Origin of the sequence: Pseudalkalibacillus sp. JSM 102089, from assembly GCF_041366475.1 — a bacterium.
GTDB classification, from domain to species: Bacteria; Bacillota; Bacilli; order Bacillales; family Guptibacillaceae; genus Guptibacillus; species Guptibacillus hwajinpoensis_B.
Map to the genome: position 1 here is coordinate 192,988 of NZ_JBEWYW010000004.1, position 22,667 is coordinate 215,654.

The 22,667-nt window shown below is 39.5% G+C and carries 21 protein-coding genes; 18 read left to right on the top strand and 3 right to left on the bottom strand.

Going from position 1 to position 22,667, the window contains the following annotated elements:
* Window positions 1-11 precede the first annotated feature (11 nt).
* Both ABVF21_RS11620 and ABVF21_RS11625 read left to right on the top strand, forming a co-directional pair.
* Window positions 12-575 (top strand): ComE operon protein 2, encoded by a 564-nt coding sequence (locus ABVF21_RS11620; protein WP_303530540.1) that lies wholly within the window; start codon window positions 12-14, stop codon window positions 573-575.
* Complete coding sequence (locus ABVF21_RS11625; protein ID WP_303530541.1) at window positions 575-2,857, top strand: DNA internalization-related competence protein ComEC/Rec2; 2,283 nt, start codon at window positions 575-577, stop codon at window positions 2,855-2,857. The genes ABVF21_RS11620 and ABVF21_RS11625 overlap by 1 nt, the downstream gene beginning before the upstream one ends.
* A gap of 25 nt (window positions 2,858-2,882) precedes the next feature.
* Here ABVF21_RS11625 and ABVF21_RS11630 read toward each other — a convergent pair whose 3' ends face one another.
* Window positions 2,883-3,014, bottom strand: a complete 132-nt coding sequence (locus ABVF21_RS11630; protein ID WP_194219493.1) for a YqzM family protein — start codon at window positions 3,012-3,014, stop codon at window positions 2,883-2,885.
* A 403-nt stretch (window positions 3,015-3,417) separates the two neighbouring features.
* Here ABVF21_RS11630 and holA point away from each other — a divergent pair, with 403 nt between their 5' ends.
* Window positions 3,418-4,440, top strand: a complete 1,023-nt coding sequence (gene holA / locus ABVF21_RS11635; protein WP_303530542.1) for a DNA polymerase III subunit delta — start codon at window positions 3,418-3,420, stop codon at window positions 4,438-4,440.
* 46 nt (window positions 4,441-4,486) lie between these two features.
* On the opposite strand, the gene rpsT is transcribed toward holA, so the two are convergent.
* The gene (rpsT, locus tag ABVF21_RS11640; RefSeq protein ID WP_194219495.1) at window positions 4,487-4,753 is read right to left on the bottom strand and encodes a 30S ribosomal protein S20; all 267 of its coding nucleotides are present in this window, start codon (window positions 4,751-4,753) and stop codon (window positions 4,487-4,489) included.
* A gap of 156 nt (window positions 4,754-4,909) precedes the next feature.
* Here rpsT and gpr point away from each other — a divergent pair, with 156 nt between their 5' ends.
* The 12 genes from gpr (at window position 4,910) to deoC (ending at window position 18,926) form a co-directional block, all read left to right on the top strand.
* Window positions 4,910-6,028, top strand: coding sequence for a GPR endopeptidase (gpr, locus tag ABVF21_RS11645; RefSeq protein ID WP_371018231.1), 1,119 nt, complete (start codon window positions 4,910-4,912; stop codon window positions 6,026-6,028).
* 67 nt (window positions 6,029-6,095) lie between these two features.
* Window positions 6,096-6,446, top strand: a complete 351-nt coding sequence (locus tag ABVF21_RS11650) for a DUF3679 domain-containing protein (protein WP_371018232.1) — start codon at window positions 6,096-6,098, stop codon at window positions 6,444-6,446.
* 261 nt (window positions 6,447-6,707) lie between these two features.
* Window positions 6,708-8,540, top strand: a complete 1,833-nt coding sequence (gene lepA / locus ABVF21_RS11655; protein WP_194219497.1) for a translation elongation factor 4 — start codon at window positions 6,708-6,710, stop codon at window positions 8,538-8,540.
* Between the two features lie 103 nt (window positions 8,541-8,643).
* The gene (hemW, locus tag ABVF21_RS11660; protein ID WP_303530545.1) at window positions 8,644-9,786 is read left to right on the top strand and encodes a radical SAM family heme chaperone HemW; all 1,143 of its coding nucleotides are present in this window, start codon (window positions 8,644-8,646) and stop codon (window positions 9,784-9,786) included.
* 220 nt (window positions 9,787-10,006) lie between these two features.
* Complete coding sequence (gene hrcA / locus ABVF21_RS11665) at window positions 10,007-11,047, top strand: heat-inducible transcriptional repressor HrcA (protein ID WP_226614406.1); 1,041 nt, start codon at window positions 10,007-10,009, stop codon at window positions 11,045-11,047.
* Window positions 11,048-11,139: 92 nt separating this feature from the next.
* The gene (gene grpE, locus ABVF21_RS11670; protein ID WP_194219499.1) at window positions 11,140-11,712 is read left to right on the top strand and encodes a nucleotide exchange factor GrpE; all 573 of its coding nucleotides are present in this window, start codon (window positions 11,140-11,142) and stop codon (window positions 11,710-11,712) included.
* A gap of 31 nt (window positions 11,713-11,743) precedes the next feature.
* Window positions 11,744-13,576 (top strand): molecular chaperone DnaK, encoded by a 1,833-nt coding sequence (gene dnaK / locus ABVF21_RS11675; RefSeq protein WP_194219500.1) that lies wholly within the window; start codon window positions 11,744-11,746, stop codon window positions 13,574-13,576.
* A 341-nt stretch (window positions 13,577-13,917) separates the two neighbouring features.
* Window positions 13,918-15,027 (top strand): molecular chaperone DnaJ, encoded by a 1,110-nt coding sequence (dnaJ, locus tag ABVF21_RS11680; protein WP_303530546.1) that lies wholly within the window; start codon window positions 13,918-13,920, stop codon window positions 15,025-15,027.
* 98 nt (window positions 15,028-15,125) lie between these two features.
* Window positions 15,126-16,070, top strand: a complete 945-nt coding sequence (prmA, locus tag ABVF21_RS11685; RefSeq protein WP_194219502.1) for a 50S ribosomal protein L11 methyltransferase — start codon at window positions 15,126-15,128, stop codon at window positions 16,068-16,070.
* A gap of 12 nt (window positions 16,071-16,082) precedes the next feature.
* Window positions 16,083-16,835 carry a 16S rRNA (uracil(1498)-N(3))-methyltransferase gene (locus tag ABVF21_RS11690; protein WP_303530547.1) on the top strand — a complete coding sequence of 251 codons (753 nt, stop codon included), beginning with the start codon at window positions 16,083-16,085 and terminating at the stop codon, window positions 16,833-16,835.
* 4 nt (window positions 16,836-16,839) lie between these two features.
* Entirely contained in the window at window positions 16,840-18,195 is a 1,356-nt protein-coding gene (gene mtaB / locus ABVF21_RS11695) for a tRNA (N(6)-L-threonylcarbamoyladenosine(37)-C(2))-methylthiotransferase MtaB (protein WP_303530548.1), read from the top strand.
* Window positions 18,196-18,254: 59 nt separating this feature from the next.
* Window positions 18,255-18,926, top strand: a complete 672-nt coding sequence (gene deoC / locus ABVF21_RS11700; protein ID WP_283153959.1) for a deoxyribose-phosphate aldolase — start codon at window positions 18,255-18,257, stop codon at window positions 18,924-18,926.
* A gap of 144 nt (window positions 18,927-19,070) precedes the next feature.
* Here the strand turns inward: deoC and ABVF21_RS11705 are convergent, their stop codons facing one another.
* Entirely contained in the window at window positions 19,071-20,006 is a 936-nt protein-coding gene (locus ABVF21_RS11705) for a Na/Pi symporter (RefSeq protein ID WP_371018233.1), read from the bottom strand.
* 309 nt (window positions 20,007-20,315) lie between these two features.
* Here ABVF21_RS11705 and rpsU point away from each other — a divergent pair, with 309 nt between their 5' ends.
* The 3 genes from rpsU (at window position 20,316) to ABVF21_RS11720 (ending at window position 22,665) form a co-directional block, all read left to right on the top strand.
* On the top strand, window positions 20,316-20,492 hold the full coding sequence (rpsU, locus tag ABVF21_RS11710) for a 30S ribosomal protein S21 (RefSeq protein ID WP_048312787.1): 177 nt from the start codon (window positions 20,316-20,318) through the stop codon (window positions 20,490-20,492).
* 17 nt (window positions 20,493-20,509) lie between these two features.
* Complete coding sequence (locus ABVF21_RS11715) at window positions 20,510-20,953, top strand: GatB/YqeY domain-containing protein (protein WP_194219507.1); 444 nt, start codon at window positions 20,510-20,512, stop codon at window positions 20,951-20,953.
* A gap of 410 nt (window positions 20,954-21,363) precedes the next feature.
* Window positions 21,364-22,665: an NfeD family protein gene (locus ABVF21_RS11720; protein ID WP_371018234.1), complete on the top strand. Its 1,302-nt coding sequence runs from the start codon at window positions 21,364-21,366 to the stop codon at window positions 22,663-22,665.
* The last annotated feature ends 2 nt before the right edge of the window (window positions 22,666-22,667 follow it).

Genomic DNA, 22,667 nt, shown 5'->3' on the forward strand with positions numbered 1-22,667 from the left:
GGGGGAGAACCTTGGAACGCATTTCGTGGGATCAATATTTTATGGCGCAAAGCCATTTACTTGCACTTAGGAGCACATGCACTCGTTTAACTGTAGGGGCAACAATTGTGAGGGATAAGCGTATGATTGCCGGTGGATATAATGGATCTGTCTCAGGTGGGGTGCATTGTATTGATGAAGGATGTTACGTCATTGATAATCATTGTGTTCGTACCATTCATGCTGAAATGAATGCAATTATTCAATGTGCTAAATTTGGTGTGCAAACAACTGGTGCTGAGATTTATGTTACTCATTTTCCCTGTCTCAACTGCTGTAAAGCAATTATACAAGCTGGAATTAAAACGGTCATCTACGCTGAGAATTATAAAAATCATCCTTATTCGGTTGAATTATTTGAGGATGCAGGAGTAAGTGTTAGACAAGTTGAGCTGGAAGAAATGATTTTGGATACAAATAGTCAAGAGAAACTTGATTTAACGGCTGATTTGTTAAGAAAAATATCTGATGCTGGACTCGATCCAACAGAAGTAAAACCCTTATATGAGAAAGCTTCAAAATTATACGGTATGTAATGAAAGGGAATTTGTGGGTCATAGCAGCTGCTGCATTCATTGGCGTAATCAGTGTCAATTTTTCAGGCGCCTTTTTTGTATTATTTGTAGTATTACTATGGTTATGGAAGGGCAAGCGGAAGCTATTAATGCTGTTAGCTTGCCTAACCTGCATTCTTTTCTTTAGTTATACAATTATAGTGAATATTTTTAATGTAACATCTTTTAAGGAAGGGCCAAGTGTTATTTTAGGAACAATTTCGTCAATACCAGAAATTGATGGCGATTTTATGTCATTTGAACTAAAGACTGAAACAGAGAAATTGAAGGTCAATTATTATATCTCCTCTATACAAGAAAAAAATGAAGTAGAGCAATTAGAAGTTGGTTATACATGTTACCTTTCTGGATCGCTAGAGCCTCCATCGCCCCTCAGAGTTCCCTCTTTATTTGATTATGAGCGTTATCTTTATTACCAAAACATTCATTGGATTTATGAACTAAAAGCAAAGCCTGAATGTCACAAATTATCAAAATCATTTTTTTCTTTAGTTCAGCAATCTCGTCAAAATGTTTTATCGACCATTGTTTCAGAATACCCAGCTCATCTCCATGGTTTGGCTGCTTCTTTGTTAATAGGCGAACGAAGCCTATTAACAGATGAAGTTGAGGAAGCTTATCAAGTTTTAGGATTAAGTCATGTTCTGGCGGTTTCGGGGTTACACGTTGGCGTTGTGGGAGGGCTGTTCTTTTGGTTATGTATCCGTTTAGGATTAACCAGAGAAAAAGCGTATACTTCACTTATTGCATTTTATCCGATTTACATGACTCTAACAGGATGTGCTCCTTCTGTTATGAGAGCTTCATTAATGGCTATGCTAGTTGTAATTAGCTTGCGGTTAAAGTTAAATGTCAATCCGCTTGATGGCGTTTCATTTGCTTGTGTGGCTATTTTATCTGTAAACCCATATTACGCCTTCCATATTGGATTTCAGCTTTCTTTTCTCATTGCGTTTGCTTTAATTGTTTCTTCCAAATCGATCATTAATCGTTCAAATCATCCATTCGCTCAGCTTCTTTCTCTTTCTGTTCTCCCTCAAATTATTTCATTCCCCGTTGTTATTTATTACTTTCATCAAATTTCCATTCTAAGTCTTGGATTAAACCTCATCTATGTTCCAATTATTTCAGTCATTGTATTACCAGGTTTGATGCTTACCTTTCTATTGCATTTCCTCCACTTACATTTTCTTTTTAAATTTATTTCTGAAATTCTCGCTTTTTTTATAGATCACATCCATACTTTCTTTGTATTTATTGCGGGGAAGGATACGATTGTTGTATTCGGGAAAATATCAGCCGTAACGCTAATTGTCTCATTAAGCGTAAGTATTGGTATTTTGCTTTTGTGGGAGCGTGGAAATGTTCTCTTAGGCGGAACTTTATGGAGTGTATTTTGCATTGTATTATACGTTATGCCTTATTTGAATCCATATGGAGAAGTGTCATTTATTGACGTGGGTCAAGGAGATAGTATATTGATTACATTGCCTTTTCAAAGGCAGGTCATCTTAATTGATACAGGAGGAAGGCCGATGTATGGCAATGAGGAAGAGTGGCAAAAAAGAGCTTCGTCATTTGATATAGGGGGTGATGTAGTCCTTCCATATATCAAGTCTAAAGGAATTCGTGCCGTTGATTTGTTAATTTTGACACATGGGGATTATGATCATGCGGGGGGAGCCAAAGAGTTGCTTGAAGGGGTCTCTGTAAGAAGGTTATTACTCGATCACAGCACAGAACAAACGGCATTAGAAAAAGAGTTGATTCATATTGCGAAAGAAGGAGGAACCACTATTTCTTTAGCGGAGGCGGGGCAATCATGGTCTCTGAATGACGTTCAATTTACAATTTTTCAGGCTTTAGAAAATGCAGAAGAGAACGACGGTAGCATTACACTTCATGCACGATTAGGGGGATATAGTTGGCTATTTACAGGAGATCTGGAAGAAGAGGGAGAACGTCGATTGCTTTCAAGTGGTTTCCTCAGAGAAATCGATGTACTAAAAGTAGGGCATCATGGAAGCTCTACATCCAGCTCTAAAGAGTTTATTGAGCATTTATCACCTAAGCTTTCAATTATTTCAGTAGGTGTAAATAATCGATATGGTCATCCAAACGAAGAAGTTTTGAAAAGGTATGAAGAACTTCACATTCCAGTCCTCAGAACAGATGAGAATGGTACGGTGAGATACATCTTTAGAAACAACAAAATTGGAAGGTGGTCTGTGATGTTAAATTGAAAATAGACTGCCTGGGGCAGTCTATTTAGCCTAGCGCTTTAATAATTACAGCTGTGAAGAAAATGATGGAAAAGAATAAAAATGGTACTGCAAAGCCAACAGCTGATTGAACAGCGTCGTTCTCCTTAGCTTGAACATCTTTTTCGAACTCGTTCATTTGCCTTCCCTCCTGCTTCCCCAATAGTATTCACTGTTAACTACCTATGTAGTCTTTATGTAGGGATTTTCCTTTAAATGTACATTTCAAACAATATTGTATCATGTATTATTCCTCATGTCTTTATTATCCATGAACTGTTTAAGTTTTTAATGAACGTAATTTATGCGAAAAAATCACTCCCTTTCCTGTAAAGAGTTGTCACCCATACTTTAACTGTGCATAGGATATCCTATCTACTACACACCGAACATCGTTGCTTGGTAAGAGTCCTAGGCCTTACGGAGCAGCGTTTACTATAAATGGGAGGCTGGTTGTAGCAGCCGGCTTCCCTTTTCTACTTGCCAACTTTGTTGTCTGCTATTAGGATAGGAATGGACGAATAAAATCGAGGTGTACATAAATGTCCATTTCAGACTTAAAAAAGAAAATCAAACAGAACAAGTTAGATCCACTATATCTCTTAACAGGAACAGAAGCTTTCCTAATTGATGAGCTGCAAAAAATGATCATTGAACAGGCGCTACCTGAAGAGGAAAGAGAATTTGGACTTGCTTATTATGATTTAAACGAAATCCCTGTACAAGCTGCCGTAGAAGATGCTGAAACGCTGCCGTTTCTCGGCGAGAAGCGGGTGATAATAGTAAAGAATCCATTGTTTTTAACAGCTGCTAGGGACAAAAGCAAAGTTGAGCATGATCTTGATTCCCTTCAACGATATGCTGAAAACCCTTCTCCTTTTACGATACTCATTATTGAAGCACCTTATGAAAAGTTGGATGAGAGAAAAAAATTGGTGAAATCAATTAAGAAAGCAGGAGCCTTTGTGAAAGCTGAGGCTTTACAAGAAAGTCATCTTGGGGATTGGCTTCAGCAACGAGCGAAAGAGAATGGTGTTACATTTGACCAGGAAGGCGAAGAGAGGCTTGTTCAATTAACAGGTAGTCATTTGATGTTATTGCAGCAGGAAATTGATAAGATGGCTCTTTACGTTGGTGAGGGTGGAGTTGTCAATGCAGAGGTTGTAGATCTCCTTGTTGCAAGAACATTAGAAAATGATATTTTTGCGCTAATAGACCGTATTGTTAGAAAAGACCTAGATAAAGCCTTTCGTATTTTATATGATTTATTAAAAATAAATGAAGAACCAATCAAAATTCTTTCTTTAATCGGCAGGCAGTTTCGGATTATATACCAGGTTACTGAACTTTCTAAGCGAGGTTATGGTCAAAAGCAAATGGCTTCAACACTTAAACTGCATCCTTATGCGGTTAAGATTGCACAGCAGCAAAGTCGAAGTTTTCATGAAGAAAAGTTGCGTTTTATTCTAGACCAAATCGCAGAATCGGATTACGAAATGAAAACAGGTAGAATGGATAAAAAACTTATTCTTGAATTGTTAGTTACTAAAATTAAAAACACATAAAAAAAGCTGTTGGGTTGCCCCAACAGCTTTTAACGTTTTTAAGGAATTACGCTGAAATCTCGTTGTACATTTTAGTTAGACGAGATTTTTTACGTGCTACTGTGTTTCTATGAATGATTCCTTTATCAGCAGCTTTGTCGATGCGCTTAGAAGCTTGGTTAAGAGCTGTTTTCGCAGCTTCAACGTCTTTTGCTTCAACTTTCGCTTCAAAAGTCTTGATTGCAGAACGCATTTCAGATTTGAAAGCGAGGTTATTAGCGCGACGATCAGATTGAGTTCTAACGCGTTTAACCGCAGATTTAATATTTGGCATACCTTTCACCTCCTTGCAAGGCTTAACAATTCCATGTCATATCCGTGCATAGAACAAGAAACATTCTATCAAATAGCACAATGAATTGCAATAGAGAATGAAAACCTTATTTCAGGGTTACGCTAACATGTAACAGATAGAATGAGAGGTGATCTGATGGGATTCGTTGATCTAGAAAAATATCAGGTGAGAACAGATCTTGCGGTTGAAGCGCAAGAAATGGTGAAAGAGAAAAAAGCAAAAAGCATGAAAGAAGATAAGCCTGATGGGCTTAAAGGCGTTATTGTGAAAGAAAGAAATGAAAAGGGAGTAAATATTACAACCGTTGAAGTGACAGAAGAGGGTGAGAAAGAGATAGGTAAAAAAGCAGGCCATTATCTTACCTTCGAAGTACAGGGAATTCGTCGAAAAGACTCTGCTCTTCAACAAACCGTTCAGGATGTCTTTGCTCATGAATTTGCGGCTTTCCTTAAACAACAGAATATTGCAAAAGAAGCGAGTTGTCTTATTGTTGGGCTCGGCAATTGGAATGTTACTCCAGATTCACTTGGCCCATTGGTTGTTTCAAATTTGCTTATTACTAACCACTTATTTGAGCTTCAACCAGAAAGTGTTTCAGAAGGGTTTCGCCCTGTAAGCGCAATTACTCCAGGTGTCATGGGGGTAACCGGGATTGAAACGAGCGATATTATCCATGGGGTTATTGAAAAAGCTAAGCCGGATTTCGTGATTGCAATAGATGCGCTTGCTTCAAGATCAATCGAGCGTGTAAATACAACGATACAAATTTCTGATACAGGAATTCATCCAGGTTCAGGTGTAGGAAATAAGCGTAAAGAGCTAAGTTTTGATACACTCGGCATACCAGTAATAGCGATTGGCATACCAACAGTTGTTGACGCTGTCTCTATAACGAGTGATACGATTGATTTTATATTGAAACATTTTGGAAGAGAGTTGAAGGAAAAAGGAAAGCCATCGAAATCATTAGCTCCTGCGGGAATGACTTTCGGAGAAAGAAAAACATATACAGAGGATGATCTCCCTGATGCAGAGAAAAGACAAACATTTCTTGGTATGATTGGTACGCTAGAAGATGAAGAAAAACGTAATTTAATCCGAGAGGTTCTTGCTCCTATGGGACATAACTTAATGGTTACACCTAAAGAAGTAGATGTTTTTATAGAAGATATGGCGAATGTCATATCTGGAGGGCTTAATAGCTGCCTTCATGGTGAAGTAAACCAACAAAACAGTGGAATGTATACCCATTGAGTATATTTTGGCTTTTTTTGCATAGGTATTACTGAAGGACGAGCTATTTCAGGAAGGGGCCGAAGTGATGGCATCTTTTTTTCTTAAATGTTTTCTTCTTGTTTCATTGCTTTTGTTTGGAGTGCTTCTTGGAATGGAACAAGCTTCTAGAAATATGAATCATATGCAGGATTATGAAAGTACTGGAGCTTTTCAAATCAAGACTGCATCTAATGGTGTTGAAGCTGAAATTTTAGGAACATCCATTACACAAAGCGATCTCCAAAATAAACAAGAAACGTTAGAAGGTGCAAATGAATTTAATGTGCTAGGAGACCTCGGTTCAAAGCTTAGTAACTGGTTATCAGCATTAATTAAAACCCTTTTAGCGTTTGTATTCACATTAATTACGACACTTCTTTCTTTTTTTAAATCATAAAGGTCGCATTTGCGGCCTTTTTTTAAATTATTGGCTATGTTAAAAATCGAGAACCGAAAGTATAAGCTAATAAAGCTAAGCTATTTAATATATTATTTGAGTCTTGAAACGTCACAGAGTGTTATTCTTTCTTGTAAAAAAAGAGAGGAATTTCTAAGAGAAATTCATAGTCTATGTAAATGGGTGGATTCCGGATTGAATCTGGACAGCGGTATTGCTATAATCTATACTAGCGTAGTTTCGCCTTAGGAGTGATTGTAGATGAACCTTGAAGAAAAATTGAAAAGACAGTCCAGGATTCGAAATTTTTCCATTATTGCTCATATCGACCATGGAAAATCGACTCTTGCAGACCGCATTTTAGAACGGACAGGTGCGTTAACTGACCGTGAAATGAAAGCTCAAACGCTCGATGCGATGGATCTCGAACGTGAAAGAGGAATTACGATTAAACTGAATTCTGTTCAGCTTACTTATACAGCGAAAGATGGAGAAGAGTACATTTTTCATTTAATCGATACACCAGGACATGTCGACTTCTCTTATGAAGTATCTAGGAGCCTGGCAGCTTGTGAAGGAGCATTATTAATTGTTGATGCAGCACAGGGAATTGAAGCTCAAACGCTAGCGAACGTTTACCTTGCTCTTGACAATGATTTAGAAATCCTTCCAGTTATTAATAAGATCGATTTACCGAGTGCTGAGCCTGAACGAGTGAGGCAAGAAGTAGAAGATGTAATTGGTTTGGATGCTTCTGACGCAGTACTTGCTTCAGCTAAGTCTGGAATTGGTATAGAAGACATTCTAGAACAAATTGTGGAGAAAGTACCCGCTCCACAAGGAGATCCTGAAGGGCCGCTTCAAGCGCTTATCTTTGATTCTCTTTATGATCCATATAGGGGAGTAGTTGCTTATATTCGTATAACAGAGGGATCTGTTAAGGTCGGCGATAAGATCCGTATGATGGCGACAGGTAAAGAATTTGAAGTAAATGAGCTTGGCGTGTTTAATCCTAAGCCGGTATCTAAGAAAGAACTTTCTGTCGGCGATGTTGGTTTCCTTACTGCAGCGATTAAGAATGTGGGAGATTCTCGTGTAGGGGATACAATTACAGCTGTGAAAAATCCTGCTGCAACTCCTCTACCTGGTTATCGGAGAATGAATCCAATGGTATACTGTGGTCTTTATCCAGTAGACTCAGCGCAATACAATGATCTCCGCGAGGCTCTTGAACGTCTTGAGTTAAACGATTCTTCGCTTCAATACGAAGCAGAAACATCTCAAGCCCTCGGCTTTGGTTTCCGCTGTGGTTTTCTTGGGCTTCTTCATATGGAAATCGTGCAGGAGCGGATTGAACGAGAATTTAACATTGATTTGATTACGACGGCTCCGAGTGTTATTTATCAAGTTAAACTTACAGACGGAGAAGAAGTGATTATCGATAACCCTGCAATGATGCCTGATGCGCAATCTATTGCGGAAGTGCAAGAACCATATGTAAAGGCGACAATTATGTCACCTAATGATTATGTCGGTGCTATTATGGAGTTATGTCAAGGTAAACGCGGTGACTTTATCGATATGCAATATATGGATGAAAGTCGTGTGAATATTGTTTATCATATTCCCCTTTCCGAAATTGTTTATGATTTCTTTGATCAATTGAAGTCAAGTACGAAAGGCTATGCGTCCTTCGACTACGAATTAATTGGGTATAGAGCTTCAAACCTTGTTAAAATGGACATTCTTCTTAATGGGGAGACAATTGATGCACTATCCATTATCGTTCACAGAGACTTTGCCTATGATCGTGGTAAAGACATTACTGAGACGTTGAAAGACCTTATCCCAAGACAGCAATTTGAAGTCCCGATTCAGGCTTCTATTGGACAGAAAATTGTTGCCCGTTCTACAATCAAAGCTATGCGTAAAAACGTACTAGCAAAATGTTACGGTGGAGATATTTCTCGTAAGCGTAAGCTACTTGAAAAACAAAAAGAAGGTAAGAAACGAATGAAAACGGTAGGTAAAGTAGAAGTGCCTCAAGAAGCATTTATGGCTGTCCTCCGTCAGGATAACACGAAGAATAATTAAGGTACTTTAGTTGAAGTGCTGAGTTGATTTTTATACTATGTAGGTTAGAAGACCGCAGAGCGTTTCTGCGGTCTTTACATTATGCCAGAAAGCAGTGATTGAAATGGTTAACGCTGTTTATTTACACATTCCGTTCTGTGACTATATATGCCACTATTGTGATTTTAATAAAGTTTTTATGCAAGGTCAGCCTGTGGATGACTATTTAGCTCATATGGATACTGAAATGAAAAATACATTGGAACGATTCCCGACCAATCGAATAGACACAATATTTGTAGGTGGAGGAACACCTACAGCATTAAATGAAGCGCAGCTTGAGCGATTTTTAAAAGACGTTCAAGAACGCTTTGGTCCGTATGTATCCGAGCACCTCGAGTTTTCAATGGAGGCAAATCCTGGGAGTGTCACATCTGAGAAACTTCGAATTATGAAGAAGTACGGTGTGAATCGATTAAGTATCGGAGCTCAGGCATTCCAAGATACGCTTCTAAACAAGCTTGGCAGAGGTCATTCCGTTGAAGAAATCGGAGAAATTGTTCAGATGGCACAGAGTGAGGGTTTTGTTAACCTCTCACTGGATCTGATGTTCGGATTACCAGAACAAACTATTGAACAATTCTCAGAGTCAATTACAAAAGCAATTGAATTAGGGATTACTCATATTTCTTCTTATTCCTTGCAGGTAGAGAAGAAAACAGTGTTCTATAACAAATGGCGTAAAGGAGAATTGCCTCTTCCAACAGAAGAAGCTGAAGCTGATATGTATGAGCTTCTAATGAAACGCCTTGAGGAAGCTGGTCTTATGCAATATGAGATTAGTAACTTCGCAAAGCCTGGATACGAGAGCCGACACAACATAACGTACTGGAAGAATAATGAGTATTATGGAATAGGTGCGGGTGCTCACAGCTATATTGATGGGGTACGACGAGCAAATGCTGGTCCGCTTAAGCAATATATGACTAAAATAGATGAGAACAATTTTCCGTATATGGATGACAATGTTCTAACGAAAAACGAACGAATGGAAGAAGAAATGTTTATGGGCCTTCGAATGAGAGAGGGCGTTTCAAAAGAGACGTTTAAGTATAAATTTAATCAGTCGATTGAGGAAGTTTTTAGTGAGCAAATTGAAAAATTAGTCCGAAGCGACCTCTTGAAAGATACTGGATCACATATTGCATTGACAGAGCAAGGCTTCTTTTTAGGCAATGAAGTATTTCAAGAATTTCTTGCTATCTAGTGACATCGTTGTCAATTAGGCCCTTGGGTTGTTAACTAAGGTAGTGATGGTGGTCTTCAGAGTACCCCGATAAAGCGATAATTAAAAGCCTTTCTATTGTTGGAAATGTTTAGTCACAATAATGATTAACGTAATGATTGACAACTAAAATAAGTTTCTGTTACCTTATTAATAGATTTAGCACTCAGCACATTAGAGTGCTAACAGAGGTGATGAGGAGATGTTAACAGAACGTCAACTATTCATTTTGCAGTTATTGATTAATGACTACATTCAAACGGCTGAGCCTGTTGGATCACGCACGATTTCTAAGCGTGAAGATGTGACTTTCAGTTCTGCAACCATTCGTAATGAACTTGCGGACCTTGAAGAGATGGGCTATATCGAGAAGACACATAGTTCTTCTGGAAGAGTACCTTCTGAAAAGGGATATCGTTTTTATGTTGATCATCTTCTGTCTCCACCTGTGCTTTCGAAAAAAGATGTGAATAACATTCATTCTCTTTTTGCGGAGAGAATGGTGGAAGTAGAGAAAGTGATTCAACAATCTGCTGGAATACTATCAGAGCTAACTCAATATACGTCCATTATTCTTGGACCTGAAGTATTTGAAACGAAACTTCGACAAATTCAGATCATTCCCTTGTCAAAGGATACGGCCGTTGTGATTTTGGTGGCTGACAGTGGACATGTCGAGAACCGAACGATGCAAATCCCGCCTTCGGTCAGTATGTCTGATATTGAAAAAGTTGTGAACATCATGAATGAACGCTTGAAGGACGTTCCACTAATCTCCTTGAAGTCGACTATGATGAAAGAAATGGCAACTGTCTTAAAGAAACATATTGAGAATTATAATCAGGTTAATACAATGCTTGAAAATCTTTTTCTCTATACCAATGCTGAAAAAGTGTATTACGGAGGCAAGACTAATATTCTGACCCAGCCTGAATTCAAAGATATTGATAAAGTCAGGTTGTTACTTAATACATTTGAACAAGAAGACGTTATGTATAACATACTTCGACCTGAGAAAAATGGAATTGAAGTTAAAATTGGTCAGGAAAATGATCTTGAGGCGATGCAGCATTGTAGCATCGTAACCGCCGACTATTTCATAGAAGGCAAGCGAATGGGCTCTATCGCTTTGCTTGGGCCGACTAGAATGGAATATCATCGTTCAATGAGTATTCTTGGTTTTCTAGCAAATGATCTTACTCGAACCTTGACCGATCGATATCAAAGTTTCAAACACTGGTAAATTGGTAATAGTGAAGAAGGTGGGAGAAACATTTCTTCCATCCTTTTCTATGGGAGAAAGATTTGTTATATTTCGTTAGGGAGGTGAAATTCGTGGAAAAGCAAAACAGTCATCAAGAGGAAGAAGAACTTCTAACTGAAGAGGAAGAGAATCTTGAGCAAAATGCTGAAGAGAATGATGAACCTGAAGTGATTGAAGTATCTGAAACCAATGAAAATGAAGAGCTTGAGAACTTGCAACAGCAGGTTGAAGAGCTTGAGAATAAATATATGCGCACTCAGGCAGAATACGATAACTTCCGCCGCAGAACGCGTGAAGAACGAAATGCAGATGCAAAATACCGTTCTCAAAAATTAGCTGAAGGGTTACTCCCAGCTATGGATAATTTCGAACGTGCACTAGCTGTTCAAAGCGATAGTGAGCAAGTAACGTCATTGCTTACCGGAATGGAAATGGTGTATCGTCAGTTGAAAGAGGCACTTGCTAATGAAGGTGTCGAAGAAATTGGTTCTGTAGGAGAAGCATTCAACCCGCATCTCCATCAGGCTGTCATGCAGGTTGAATCAGATGAACATGATTCAGATGTGGTTGTAGAGGTCTTACAAAAAGGCTATCAACTAAACGATCGCGTCCTTCGACCAGCAATGGTAAAGGTAAGCTCTTAACTACATATTAAGAAATAGGAGGTAGAATGTAATGAGTAAAATTATCGGTATTGACTTAGGTACAACAAACTCTTGTATTGCAGTAATGGAAGGCGGAGAAGCTACCGTTATCCCGAACCCGGAAGGTAGCCGTACAACTCCATCTGTCGTTGCATTTAAAGATGAAGAACGTCTAGTAGGTGAAGTTGCGAAGCGTCAAGCAATCACAAACCCAAACACAATTCAATCCATTAAGCGTCATATGGGTACTGATCATAAAGAAGACGTTGAGGGTAAATCATTTTCTCCTCAAGAAATTTCTGCGATCATTCTTCAGAAGCTAAAATCTTACGCTGAAGATTATCTTGGTGAAGGCGTTGAAAAAGCGGTTATTACAGTGCCTGCTTACTTTAACGATGCTGAGCGTCAAGCAACAAAAGACGCTGGTAAAATCGCTGGACTTGAAGTAGAGCGTATTGTAAACGAACCAACTGCTGCAGCGCTTGCTTACGGTCTTGATAAAGAAGATGAAGATCAAACAATCCTAGTATTTGACCTTGGTGGCGGTACTTTTGACGTATCGATCCTTGAACTTGGCGGAGGCGTATTTGAAGTTAAGTCTACTGCTGGTGATAACCGTCTTGGTGGTGACGACTTTGACCAAGTTATTATCGATCATCTAGTAGCTGAATTTAAGAAAGATACTGGTGTTGACCTAGGTCAGGATAAAATGGCACTACAACGTTTGAAAGACGCTGCTGAAAAAGCGAAGAAAGATCTTTCAGGCGTAGCACAAACGCAAATTTCTCTTCCATTTATCACAGCAGATGCTTCAGGACCTAAACACCTTGAGCTTAACCTGACTCGTGCTAAGTTCGAAGAGCTTTCTGCAAATCTTGTAGAACGTACAATGGCACCTACTCGCCAGGCTCTTAAAGATGCTGGAATGTCACCATCTGAACTTGATAAAGTTATTCTTGTTGGTGGTTCTACTCGTATTCCTGCAGTACAAGATGCTATTAAAAAAGAAACTGGACAGGATCCACATAAAGGCGTTAACCCTGATGAAGTTGTTGCTCTTGGTGCTGCAATTCAAGCTGGTGTAATTGCTGGTGATGTGAAGGACGTTGTTCTTCTTGACGTAACTCCACTTTCTCTTGGTATTGAAACAATGGGTGGCGTATTTACGAAGCTTATTGAACGTAATACAACCATTCCAACTAGTAAGTCACAGACATTCTCAACTGCTGCTGATAACCAGCCATCAGTTGACATTCATGTACTGCAAGGTGAGCGTGAAATGGCTCAGTATAACAAGACTCTTGGTCGCTTCCAGTTAACTGACATTCCTCCAGCTCCACGAGGAACTCCGCAAATCGAAGTTTCATTTGATATCGACAAAAACGGTATCGTGAACGTTCGTGCGAAGGATCTTGGTACGAATAAAGAACAGTCTATTACAATCAAATCTTCAAGTGGTCTTTCAGATGACGAAATTGAAAACATGGTGAAAGACGCTGAAGCTAACGCTGAAGAAGATAAGCAGCGTCGTGAAGAAGTTGAAACACGTAACGAAGCTGATCAGCTCGTATTCACTACTGATAAAACTCTAAAAGACCTTGAAGGTCAAGTAGAGGAAGAAGAAGTGACAAAAGCTAATGAAGCAAAAGATAAAGTGAAAGCAGCTCTTGAAAATGATGACATTGAAGCAATTCGCACTGCGAAAGATGAGCTTCAAGAAATCGTTCAAGCCTTATCAATGAAAGTCTATGAGCAGGCTGCACAAGCTCAACAGGCTCAAGCTGGCGAAGAAGGCGGAGCTGAACAAGCTGATGATAACGTCGTTGATGCTGAGTATGAAGAGGTAGACGACGACAAAAAGTAAGAAGATGATACGAAAAAAAGTCAAAGTCAGGCGTATCTTGACTTTGACTTTTTTCGTTTAAAATGCAATCCATTCAATTCTATATAATACGTATGCTAAGAATGTTGGTTGCAGTTGAACAATAACTAATCACAGGTCACGTTTTCTCTATACTTGAAAAATTCTAAAAATCGGGTGAGAGTGATAGTTGAGGTAATATTCACCAATTAACTTTTGAGGTTATTATCCAACTTTACCCAATTTACTATTAGCGTTCACTGGTGCTTACCATAGAGTATTGCAGAGCGTATAAACTCAATGATATGATAAACGTTATGTGAAGAGAATCGGGAGTGGATACGATGAGTAAACGAGATTATTATGAAGTGCTGGGCGTTAGTAAGGATGCTTCTGATGCCGAGCTGAAAAAAGCTTATCGAAAGCTTGCTAAGCAATATCACCCAGACATCAACCAGGAGCCGGGTGCAGATGAGAAGTTTAAAGAAGTGACGGAAGCTTATGAAGTATTAAGTGACTCTCAGAAAAAAGCTCAGTACGATCAGTTTGGGCACACAGATCCAAATCAAGGATTTGGTGGCGGAGGAGCTGACTTCGGTGGCTTTGGCGACATTTTTGATATGTTCTTTGGTGGCGGAGGTCGCCGTAATCCAAATGCTCCGAGACAGGGTGCTGACCTTCAGTATTCAATGGAACTAACTTTTGAAGAAGCGGCATTTGGTAAAGAGACGGATATCTTTATTCCGAAAGAAGAAGAATGTTCAACATGTGATGGTTCTGGGGCAAAACCAGGAACTTCACCTGAAACTTGTTCACACTGTGGTGGCGCTGGTCAGTTGAATGTGGAGCAAAATACTCCGTTTGGCCGAGTAGTTAATCGTCGCGTATGTCATCACTGTGAAGGTACAGGCAAACTTATTAAAGATAAGTGTAAGACGTGTCGCGGTAAAGGGAAAGTTGAAGTGAAAAAGAAAATTCACGTTAAACTCCCTGCAGGAATCGATGAAGGTCAACAAATCCGCATAACTGGAAAAGGGGAAGCTGGCGTTAACGGTGGACCTCCAGGAGACTTATTTGTAGTTGTTTATGTGAGATCACATGACTTTTACGAACGTAGTGGCGATGATGTGTTATGTCAGATGCCGATCACCTTCTCACAAGCAGGTCTTGGAGATGAAATTGAAGTGCCGACCCTTCATGGTAAAGTGAAGCTTAAAGTGCCAGCTGGTACACAAAGTGGAACTAATTTCCGTTTGAAAGGGAAAGGTATTCAGAACGTACGTGGTTATGGCCAGGGAGATCAACATGTTAAAATTCAAGTGATTACTCCTAAGCACTTAACTGATCGACAAAAAGAGCTTCTACGGGAGTTTAGTGAAATTTCAGGACAGGTACCTGACGAACAGCATGAGAATTTTTTCTCTAAAGTGAAAAAGGCGTTCAAAGGAGAATAAGTAAGGTGAAAGCTGGTAACAGATTGCAGGCTACTATTTCAAGTGGCCTGCCTGTTTCCTTTCCGAAAAAAAGGATCCAAAAGAGGAGTGGGCAATGAATGAAATGGTCTGAGATAAGCATTCATACGACAAACGAAGCAATTGAAGCAGTATCAAACATTCTACATGAAGCAGGTGCCAGTGGGGTAGTCATTGAAGACCCAATGGATCTTGTGAAAGTATGGGATACTACTTTCGGAGAGGTTTATCAGCTCAATCCAGATGATTATCCTGAAGAAGGCGTTATCTTGAAAGCTTACTTGCCTGTCAATAGTTTTCTTGGTGAAACGGTTGAACAAATTAAAGAAGCGATTAATGGGCTACTTGTCTACGATATTGATTTAGGGCATAACACTGTTCAAATCAGTGAAGTGAATGAGGAAGAATGGGCTACAGCGTGGAAAAAATATTATAAACCTGTCAAAATATCTGAACGAATTACGATTACACCCACATGGGAAGATTACAAGCCTGTCACAACAGATGAAATTATTATTGAGCTTGATCCTGGTATGGCTTTCGGTACAGGAACACATCCGACAACGGTATTGTGTGTTCAAGCGCTTGAAAAGATTATTGAGCCGGGTCAGCGTGTGATTGACGTTGGTACGGGGTCAGGTGTTTTAAGTATCGCGGCTGCTAGTCTTGGCGCTGAATCAGTTGATGCTCTTGACCTTGATGAAATAGCTGTTAAAAGTGCTGCGTTAAATACTAAATTAAATAAAGTTCATCACAAAATTAATGTCAGTCAAAATAATCTTCTTGAGGGTATTGATGAAACCTACGATGTCATTGTCGCTAATTTACTTTCAGAAATTATTATTCGCTTTACAGACGATGTGGCTCGCGTCCTTAAACCAGGTGGTGCATTTATCACCTCGGGTATTATCTCTGCGAAAAAGCAGGAAGTAAAACAGTCGATTATTGAACAGGGTCTTATCATCGAAGAAACGCTCCAAATGGAAGATTGGGTTGCGTTTATTGCCAGAAAACCCCACGAGTAAGGAGGTAGAACGATGCAACGATATTTTATTTCTGCCTCTCAAGTTCAAGACGATTACGTTGCTATTGAAGGGGAAGATGTGAAGCACATTTCGAAAGTGATGAGAATGACAGTGGGCGACAACATCATATGTTGCACTGAAGACGGTAAATCAGCCCTATGCGAATTAGAAGAAATTAATTCGGACTTAATCAAAGCTGTTCCATTAGAATGGTTGGAGGAACAAAAAAAACTCCCTGTTCATGTTACAATTGTTCAAGGACTGCCTAAAGGAGATAAATTAGAAACTGTTATACAAAAGGGCACAGAACTAGGTGCAGATCAGTTTATCCCTTTTAAAGCTGAGCGTTCTATTGTAAAATGGGATGAGCAAAAAAGCGCTAAAAAGTTGCAGAGACTAAAAAAAATTGCGAAAGAAGCGGCTGAACAATCCCATCGAACAACCATTCCATCGATTGAAATGCCTTGTTCCATTTCATCACTTATTAAAGCAAGTGAGTCTTATGATTATAAATTAATTGCTTATGAAGAGGAAGCGAGAGCAGGAGAAACTGCTATGCTTGTTCAGACGCTTCACGAGGCAAATGTGAATGACCGAATAATGGTCGTATTTGGACCAGAGGGCGGACTTTCAGATAATGAAGTAGCGAGTTTAATTCAAGCTGGTTTTGCTTCATGTGGACTTGGTCCAAGGATTTTGCGAACAGAAACGGCTGCCATGTACGTGCTGGCAGCAGTTTCTTATCATTTTGAACTAACGAGGTGATTATATGCCTTCAGTTGCTTTCCATACATTAGGCTGTAAAGTAAACCATTACGAAACTGAAGCGATATGGCAGTTGTTTAAAGATCATGATTATGAACGCGTTGAGTTCGATCATGCATCTGATGTTTATGTTATTAATACGTGCACAGTAACGAATACTGGGGATAAAAAAAGCAGGCAGGTTATTCGTCGTGCGATTCGTAAAAATCCTGATGCCGTCATTTGTGTAACAGGTTGTTATGCTCAAACGTCACCTGCAGAAATTATGGCTATTCCTGGAGTGGATGTTGTTGTAGGAACACAGGATCGCGTTAAAATGCTTGATTATATTGAACAGTATAAGCGCGAACGAGAGCCTGTAAATGGCGTAGGCAATATTATGAAAGCGCGTGTATATGAAGAGCTTGAAGTTCCAGCTTTTACAGACCGCACGCGAGCTTCTCTTAAAATTCAAGAAGGTTGTAACAATTTCTGTACTTTCTGTATTATTCCTTGGGCAAGAGGGCTTCTCAGATCTCGTGAACCGGAAGCGGTCATTTCACAAGCTCAACAGCTTGTTAATGCCGGTTATAAAGAAATCGTTCTAACGGGTATCCATACAGCAGGGTATGGAGAGGATTTGAAAGATTACAACTTTGCTCAGCTTCTTCGTGACCTTGATGCTAAAGTGAAAGGTCTTAAGCGAATTCGGATTTCTTCTATTGAAGCCAGTCAGGTAACTGATGAAGTGATCGAAGTATTGAATCAATCTGAAAAAGTTGTTCCACATCTTCATATACCGCTTCAATCTGGATCCAATACAGTATTACAGCGGATGAGAAGAAAGTATACGATGGAAATGTTTGGTGAGCGCTTAGAGCGTTTGAAAAAAGCACTTCCGGGATTAGCCATTACGTCTGACGTTATTGTCGGCTTTCCTGGTGAAACAGATGAGGAATTTAAAGAGACATATGACTTTATTGCAAAGCATAAATTCTCGGAACTTCACGTTTTCCCATTTTCAAAGAGAACAGGGACGCCTGCAGCTCGGATGGAAGACCAGGTTGATGATGAAGTTAAGAACAAGCGCGTTCATCATTTAATTGAGCTTTCGAATCAACTTGCGAAAGAGTACGCGTCCCATTATGAAGGTGAAGTACTTGAGGTAATTCCAGAAGAGAAGTACAAGGATGACCCGGAATCAAACTTATTCGTTGGTTATTCAGCGAACTATATGAAAGTAATTTTCGAAGCATCTGAAGAAATGATTGGAAAAATTGTTAAAGTGAAAATCACTAAACCAGGATATCCTTATAATGAAGGTCAATTTGTTCGCGTTATGAACGAGGACGAGCCAACTGCTGCAGTTGCTTCATTTTAAGCTAATGGGCTGAACCCTTAAATTAGCCTAACTAAAACAGAATCGGAAGGATGACTATCATGAATAAAGAACTAGCAAAAATGATTGATCACACAGCACTAAAACCAGATACTAGCAGAGCGCAGATCGAAAAGCTTTGTGAAGAAGCAAGAGAATTTAATTTTGCTTCAGTTTGCGTTAATCCTACTTGGGTTTCCCTCGCTGCGGAAATGTTGCAAGGTGCTGAAGCTAAAGTTTGTACAGTAATTGGTTTCCCTCTAGGAGCCGTTACAACAGAAACAAAAGCCTTCGAAACAAATGATGCGATTCAAAAGGGTGCTACTGAAGTAGATATGGTTATTAACATTGGTGCACTTAAAGACGGAAATAACGACCTTGTAGAGCAAGATATCAAAGCTGTTGTTGAAGCGGCGAAAGGTAAGGCGCTTGTTAAGGTAATTATTGAGACTTGTCTTCTAACTGATGAAGAAAAAACACGCGCGTGTGAGCTTTCGGTAAAAGCTGGGGCTGACTATGTTAAGACATCAACTGGTTTTTCAACTGGTGGAGCTACAGTTGAAGATATTAAATTAATGAGAAATACAGTTGGGCCGAACATTGGTGTGAAAGCTTCTGGAGGAGTTCGCGACCTAGAAGGTTCTCAAGCTATGATTGATGCAGGAGCTACACGTATTGGAGCTAGTGCTGGAGTTAAAATTGTTCAAGGTGAAACAGCGGATACGGATTATTAATATAACGACCCCATGACTTCTATTAACAGAAGTCATGGGGTTTTTTTAGATATTATGAAGGATAGGGATTATGGTTTTCTCAGTAAATAATAAGGTGACAGTCTATTGAACGAAACCCGAGAATTTATGCTGAAGTCGCGAGCTTTATATTAAAATGTTTTTTGAGTGTATTCTTTCAATTGATAGTGCTAACAAACCAGTTACAGGTAAAAATAGTAAAGAAGACAAGACGTTAAAGAGAATAGAAACGTGAGCAAGTTGAACGTCAGGAAAGGTAGTAAGGGTAGAAGCTATCGTCCCAAAAATCCCTATTAACGGATAGAAGATGACTACACCTATAATGTTTATCCAAACGTGAGCATAAGCAGCAAGTTTAGCTTCTTCACTGCTTCCGATACTTGCTATGACCGCTGTGATACAAGTGCCGATATTCGCTCCATAAAGGATGGCGATCGCTGAGGAAAGAGTAAGTAAGTCCTGATTAATAAAGCTCATTGTAATTCCCGTTGTTGCTGTACTTGATTGGATGACTGCAGTTAATAATGTCCCAATTCCAATACCATACATAAGGTTTGAATTCGTATTATGGATAACATCTTTAATAAATGATAAAGTCGATAAAGGTATAGCAAGTGCTTCTAGCCCATGCATAGCAACGAAAATACAACCTAAGCCGAACAGAACTGTTCCAATGCTGAAAAGCAGCTGTTTTCTAACTTGAAGCAAGATAAAGCCGCTCAGTAATAGCGGTATGACAAGTTGATCAGGATTAAGAGTCATTAATTCAGCTGTAATGGTAGTCCCAATATTCGTGCCAAGAATAATTCCAATTGACTGTCTAAAGGTAAGCAGCTTAGCCGCAATTAAGCTTATTGTAATGACCATAACAGCAGAGCTGCTTTGTAACAGGGCTGTTATAACAGCGCCGGTAATAAGTCCGCGTAAAGGCGTTGAAGCAGCCCGATAAAGCCATGTTTGTAGCCTGGAACTGGAGATGGTATTTAGTCCAACGCGGAGCACAGCCATTCCAAAAAGAAAAATACTAATGAAGACGATGAAAGATGCAATATATTGACTCAATTTAGGCACTTCCCCTTTCCAATGAAAGTTTATGGACAGGATCCGTGTTACATGCTCGTTTTTTCTCATTGCTATGGAAAAAAGTTTTCATTATAACCACCGCTCATTCAAATAGTTAATTTTCTCTTAGTTGCGGTTTTAAAGCAATCATGAGTGAAAGACGAAAAAATCTTTAGTAAGACTAAAAGAAATAAAATATACGAAAGAAATGTTGATAAACAGGACGGGATGTATTATAATTGCAGGTGACATGTCTTTGTTAGAAAGTCATGTGTTATGATTGTCTATGTTTTGGAGGGAGGGATAGAGATGGCGGAAACTCGCGTGCGTAAGAACGAGTCGATCGATGATGCTCTGCGTCGCTTCAAGAGAACGGTTTCTAAAGAAGGCACTATGGCTGAAGTAAAGAAGCGCAAGCACTATGAAAAGCCAAGTGTAAAGCGTAAAAAGAAATCTGAGGCAGCAAGGAAAAAGCGTAAGTTCTAAGAGAGGGTGTTAGGTCAGTGAGTCTAAATGACCGTTTAACAGCAGATATGAAAGTAGCGATGAAGAACAAAGAGAAGAACAAACTATCTGTTATTCGGATGGTGAAATCTTCAATTCAGAATGAATCCATTAAACTGGGTCATGATTTAACTGAAGAGGAAGAACTTACCGTTCTCACTCGCGAAGTCAAGCAACGTAAAGACTCCCTCCTTGAATTTGAAAAAGCTGGCCGAAGTGATCTTGTGCAGAATCTCGATGAAGAGCTGTCGATTTTATCTGTCTACCTGCCGAAACAACTCTCTGAAGAAGAAGTTGACCAGATTGTTCAGAAAGTTATTTCTGAAACTGGCGCGTCTTCAAAGAAAGATATGGGTATGGTAATGGGTGCGCTAATGCCTCGAGTAAAAGGCAAAGCGGACGGCGGACTTGTTAATCGTCTTGTACAAAAAAACTTATCATAAAGTGATGCTGTCACTTTAGAAGATTATATTATTCTAAAGATGGCTAGTTGAAACAATCAGACCTTAAGGCTTGACTGGGTGTTCACTTCCCTGTTAAAGAGAAGATGAACTTAGTTATGTCTTAAGTGTTGGATAAATATGATCAAGCGCAAACACGCCCTGTATGAACAGGGCGTGTTTTTTTATCAACGCTCGCTCATACAAACGAAACAAATGAGCAGTAATAATAGTTATGACATATTTCAAAGAATTTCGATCCATATGCCATTTCAAACTAGTATTTTCTAAATCCTTTTGTCATACTAAAGATATTCTTCTACATAAAATTGAAACTTCATGATGATCTCATTCGTATACTTAGGAAGTTGGAGGGAGGGATCACTATCGGAAAAAACATAGTCAGGTTTTTAATGTGTATTTGCTTCATGATGATGGTTTTTCTTCCGTTCTTTGGAGAGTTAGTTTTGGGTGAAGGCGAAGGAGATCTCGTTACATTTATACCTGTTGAGCAGGAAGTGGAGCGAGGGTTGGAAGCATTTCTAAAACGGTCGATCCAGGATGCGGAGGACCAGGGAGCAGATCACATTGTGTTAGAAATTAACACGCCTGGAGGAGCAGTGAATGCGGCTGATAATATTGCCAAGATTATGAAAGCATCAGACGTTCCGATTACAGCATATGTTACGAATCGAGCACTTTCAGCTGGCGCTTATATTGCTTTAAATGCGGATCAGATTATTATGGAACCAGGAGCGCTTATGGGATCGGCTGCTATTATTGATCAATCTGGCAATACGGCAGGAAAGAAAGCAGAGTCTTTCTGGCATGCGGCTATGAAGTCGGCCGCAGAACTTAATGATCGAGATCCAAAGTATGCGCTAGCAATGGCTGATCCTGATGTAGATCTTCCGGATTATAATGCACCTAAAGGTGAGCTTTTAACGCTTAACGATCAGGAAGCAGTGAAAGTTGGATATGCCGAAGGGACTGCAGAAGATCGCACAGAACTACTAAGCGTTCTAAATCTTAAGGATGCCGAAGTAAGTGATGCCGAAGTTAGTATTGCAGAGAGAATTGCACGCTTTGTTACAAATCCTATTATTATTCCCATCTTATTATCTATAGGGAGTTTGGGACTTGTATTGGAACTGTATTCACCTGGATTTGGAGTACCAGGATTTATGGGAGCGGGCGCTCTTCTACTGTTCTTCTTTGGTCATATGATTGCTGGTTTTGCTGGATGGGAATCTCTTCTTCTATTGATTGTCGGAGTTGTGCTGATCATCGTCGAGATATTCATTCCTGGCTTTGGAATATTCGGCGTTCTTGGGGCGGTAGGCGTTGTAGCAAGTGTTGTTCTTGCTTCAGGACAATCGATGCAATACGTTTTAATTGCGGTCCTTATTGCCGTTACGGTTACAATTGGTGGTTCTTATCTGTTCATTCGGCTATTCGGCTATCGTGGCTTCTTCAAAAAAATCGTTCTTTCTGATTCAACGAAGTCAGAATTTGGGTATGTCTCAAATGCTACTCGAGAAGAATTGCTTGGAATGGAAGGTGTAGCGGTGACTCCGCTTAGACCATCGGGCATAGCGGAGTTTGGAGACGAACGTCTGGACGTTGTAACGGAGGGGAGTTTCTTAACAGTTGGGACAGCAGTAAAGGTTGTAAAAACAAATGGATCTAGAGTCATTGTAAGAGAAAATAAATAGTT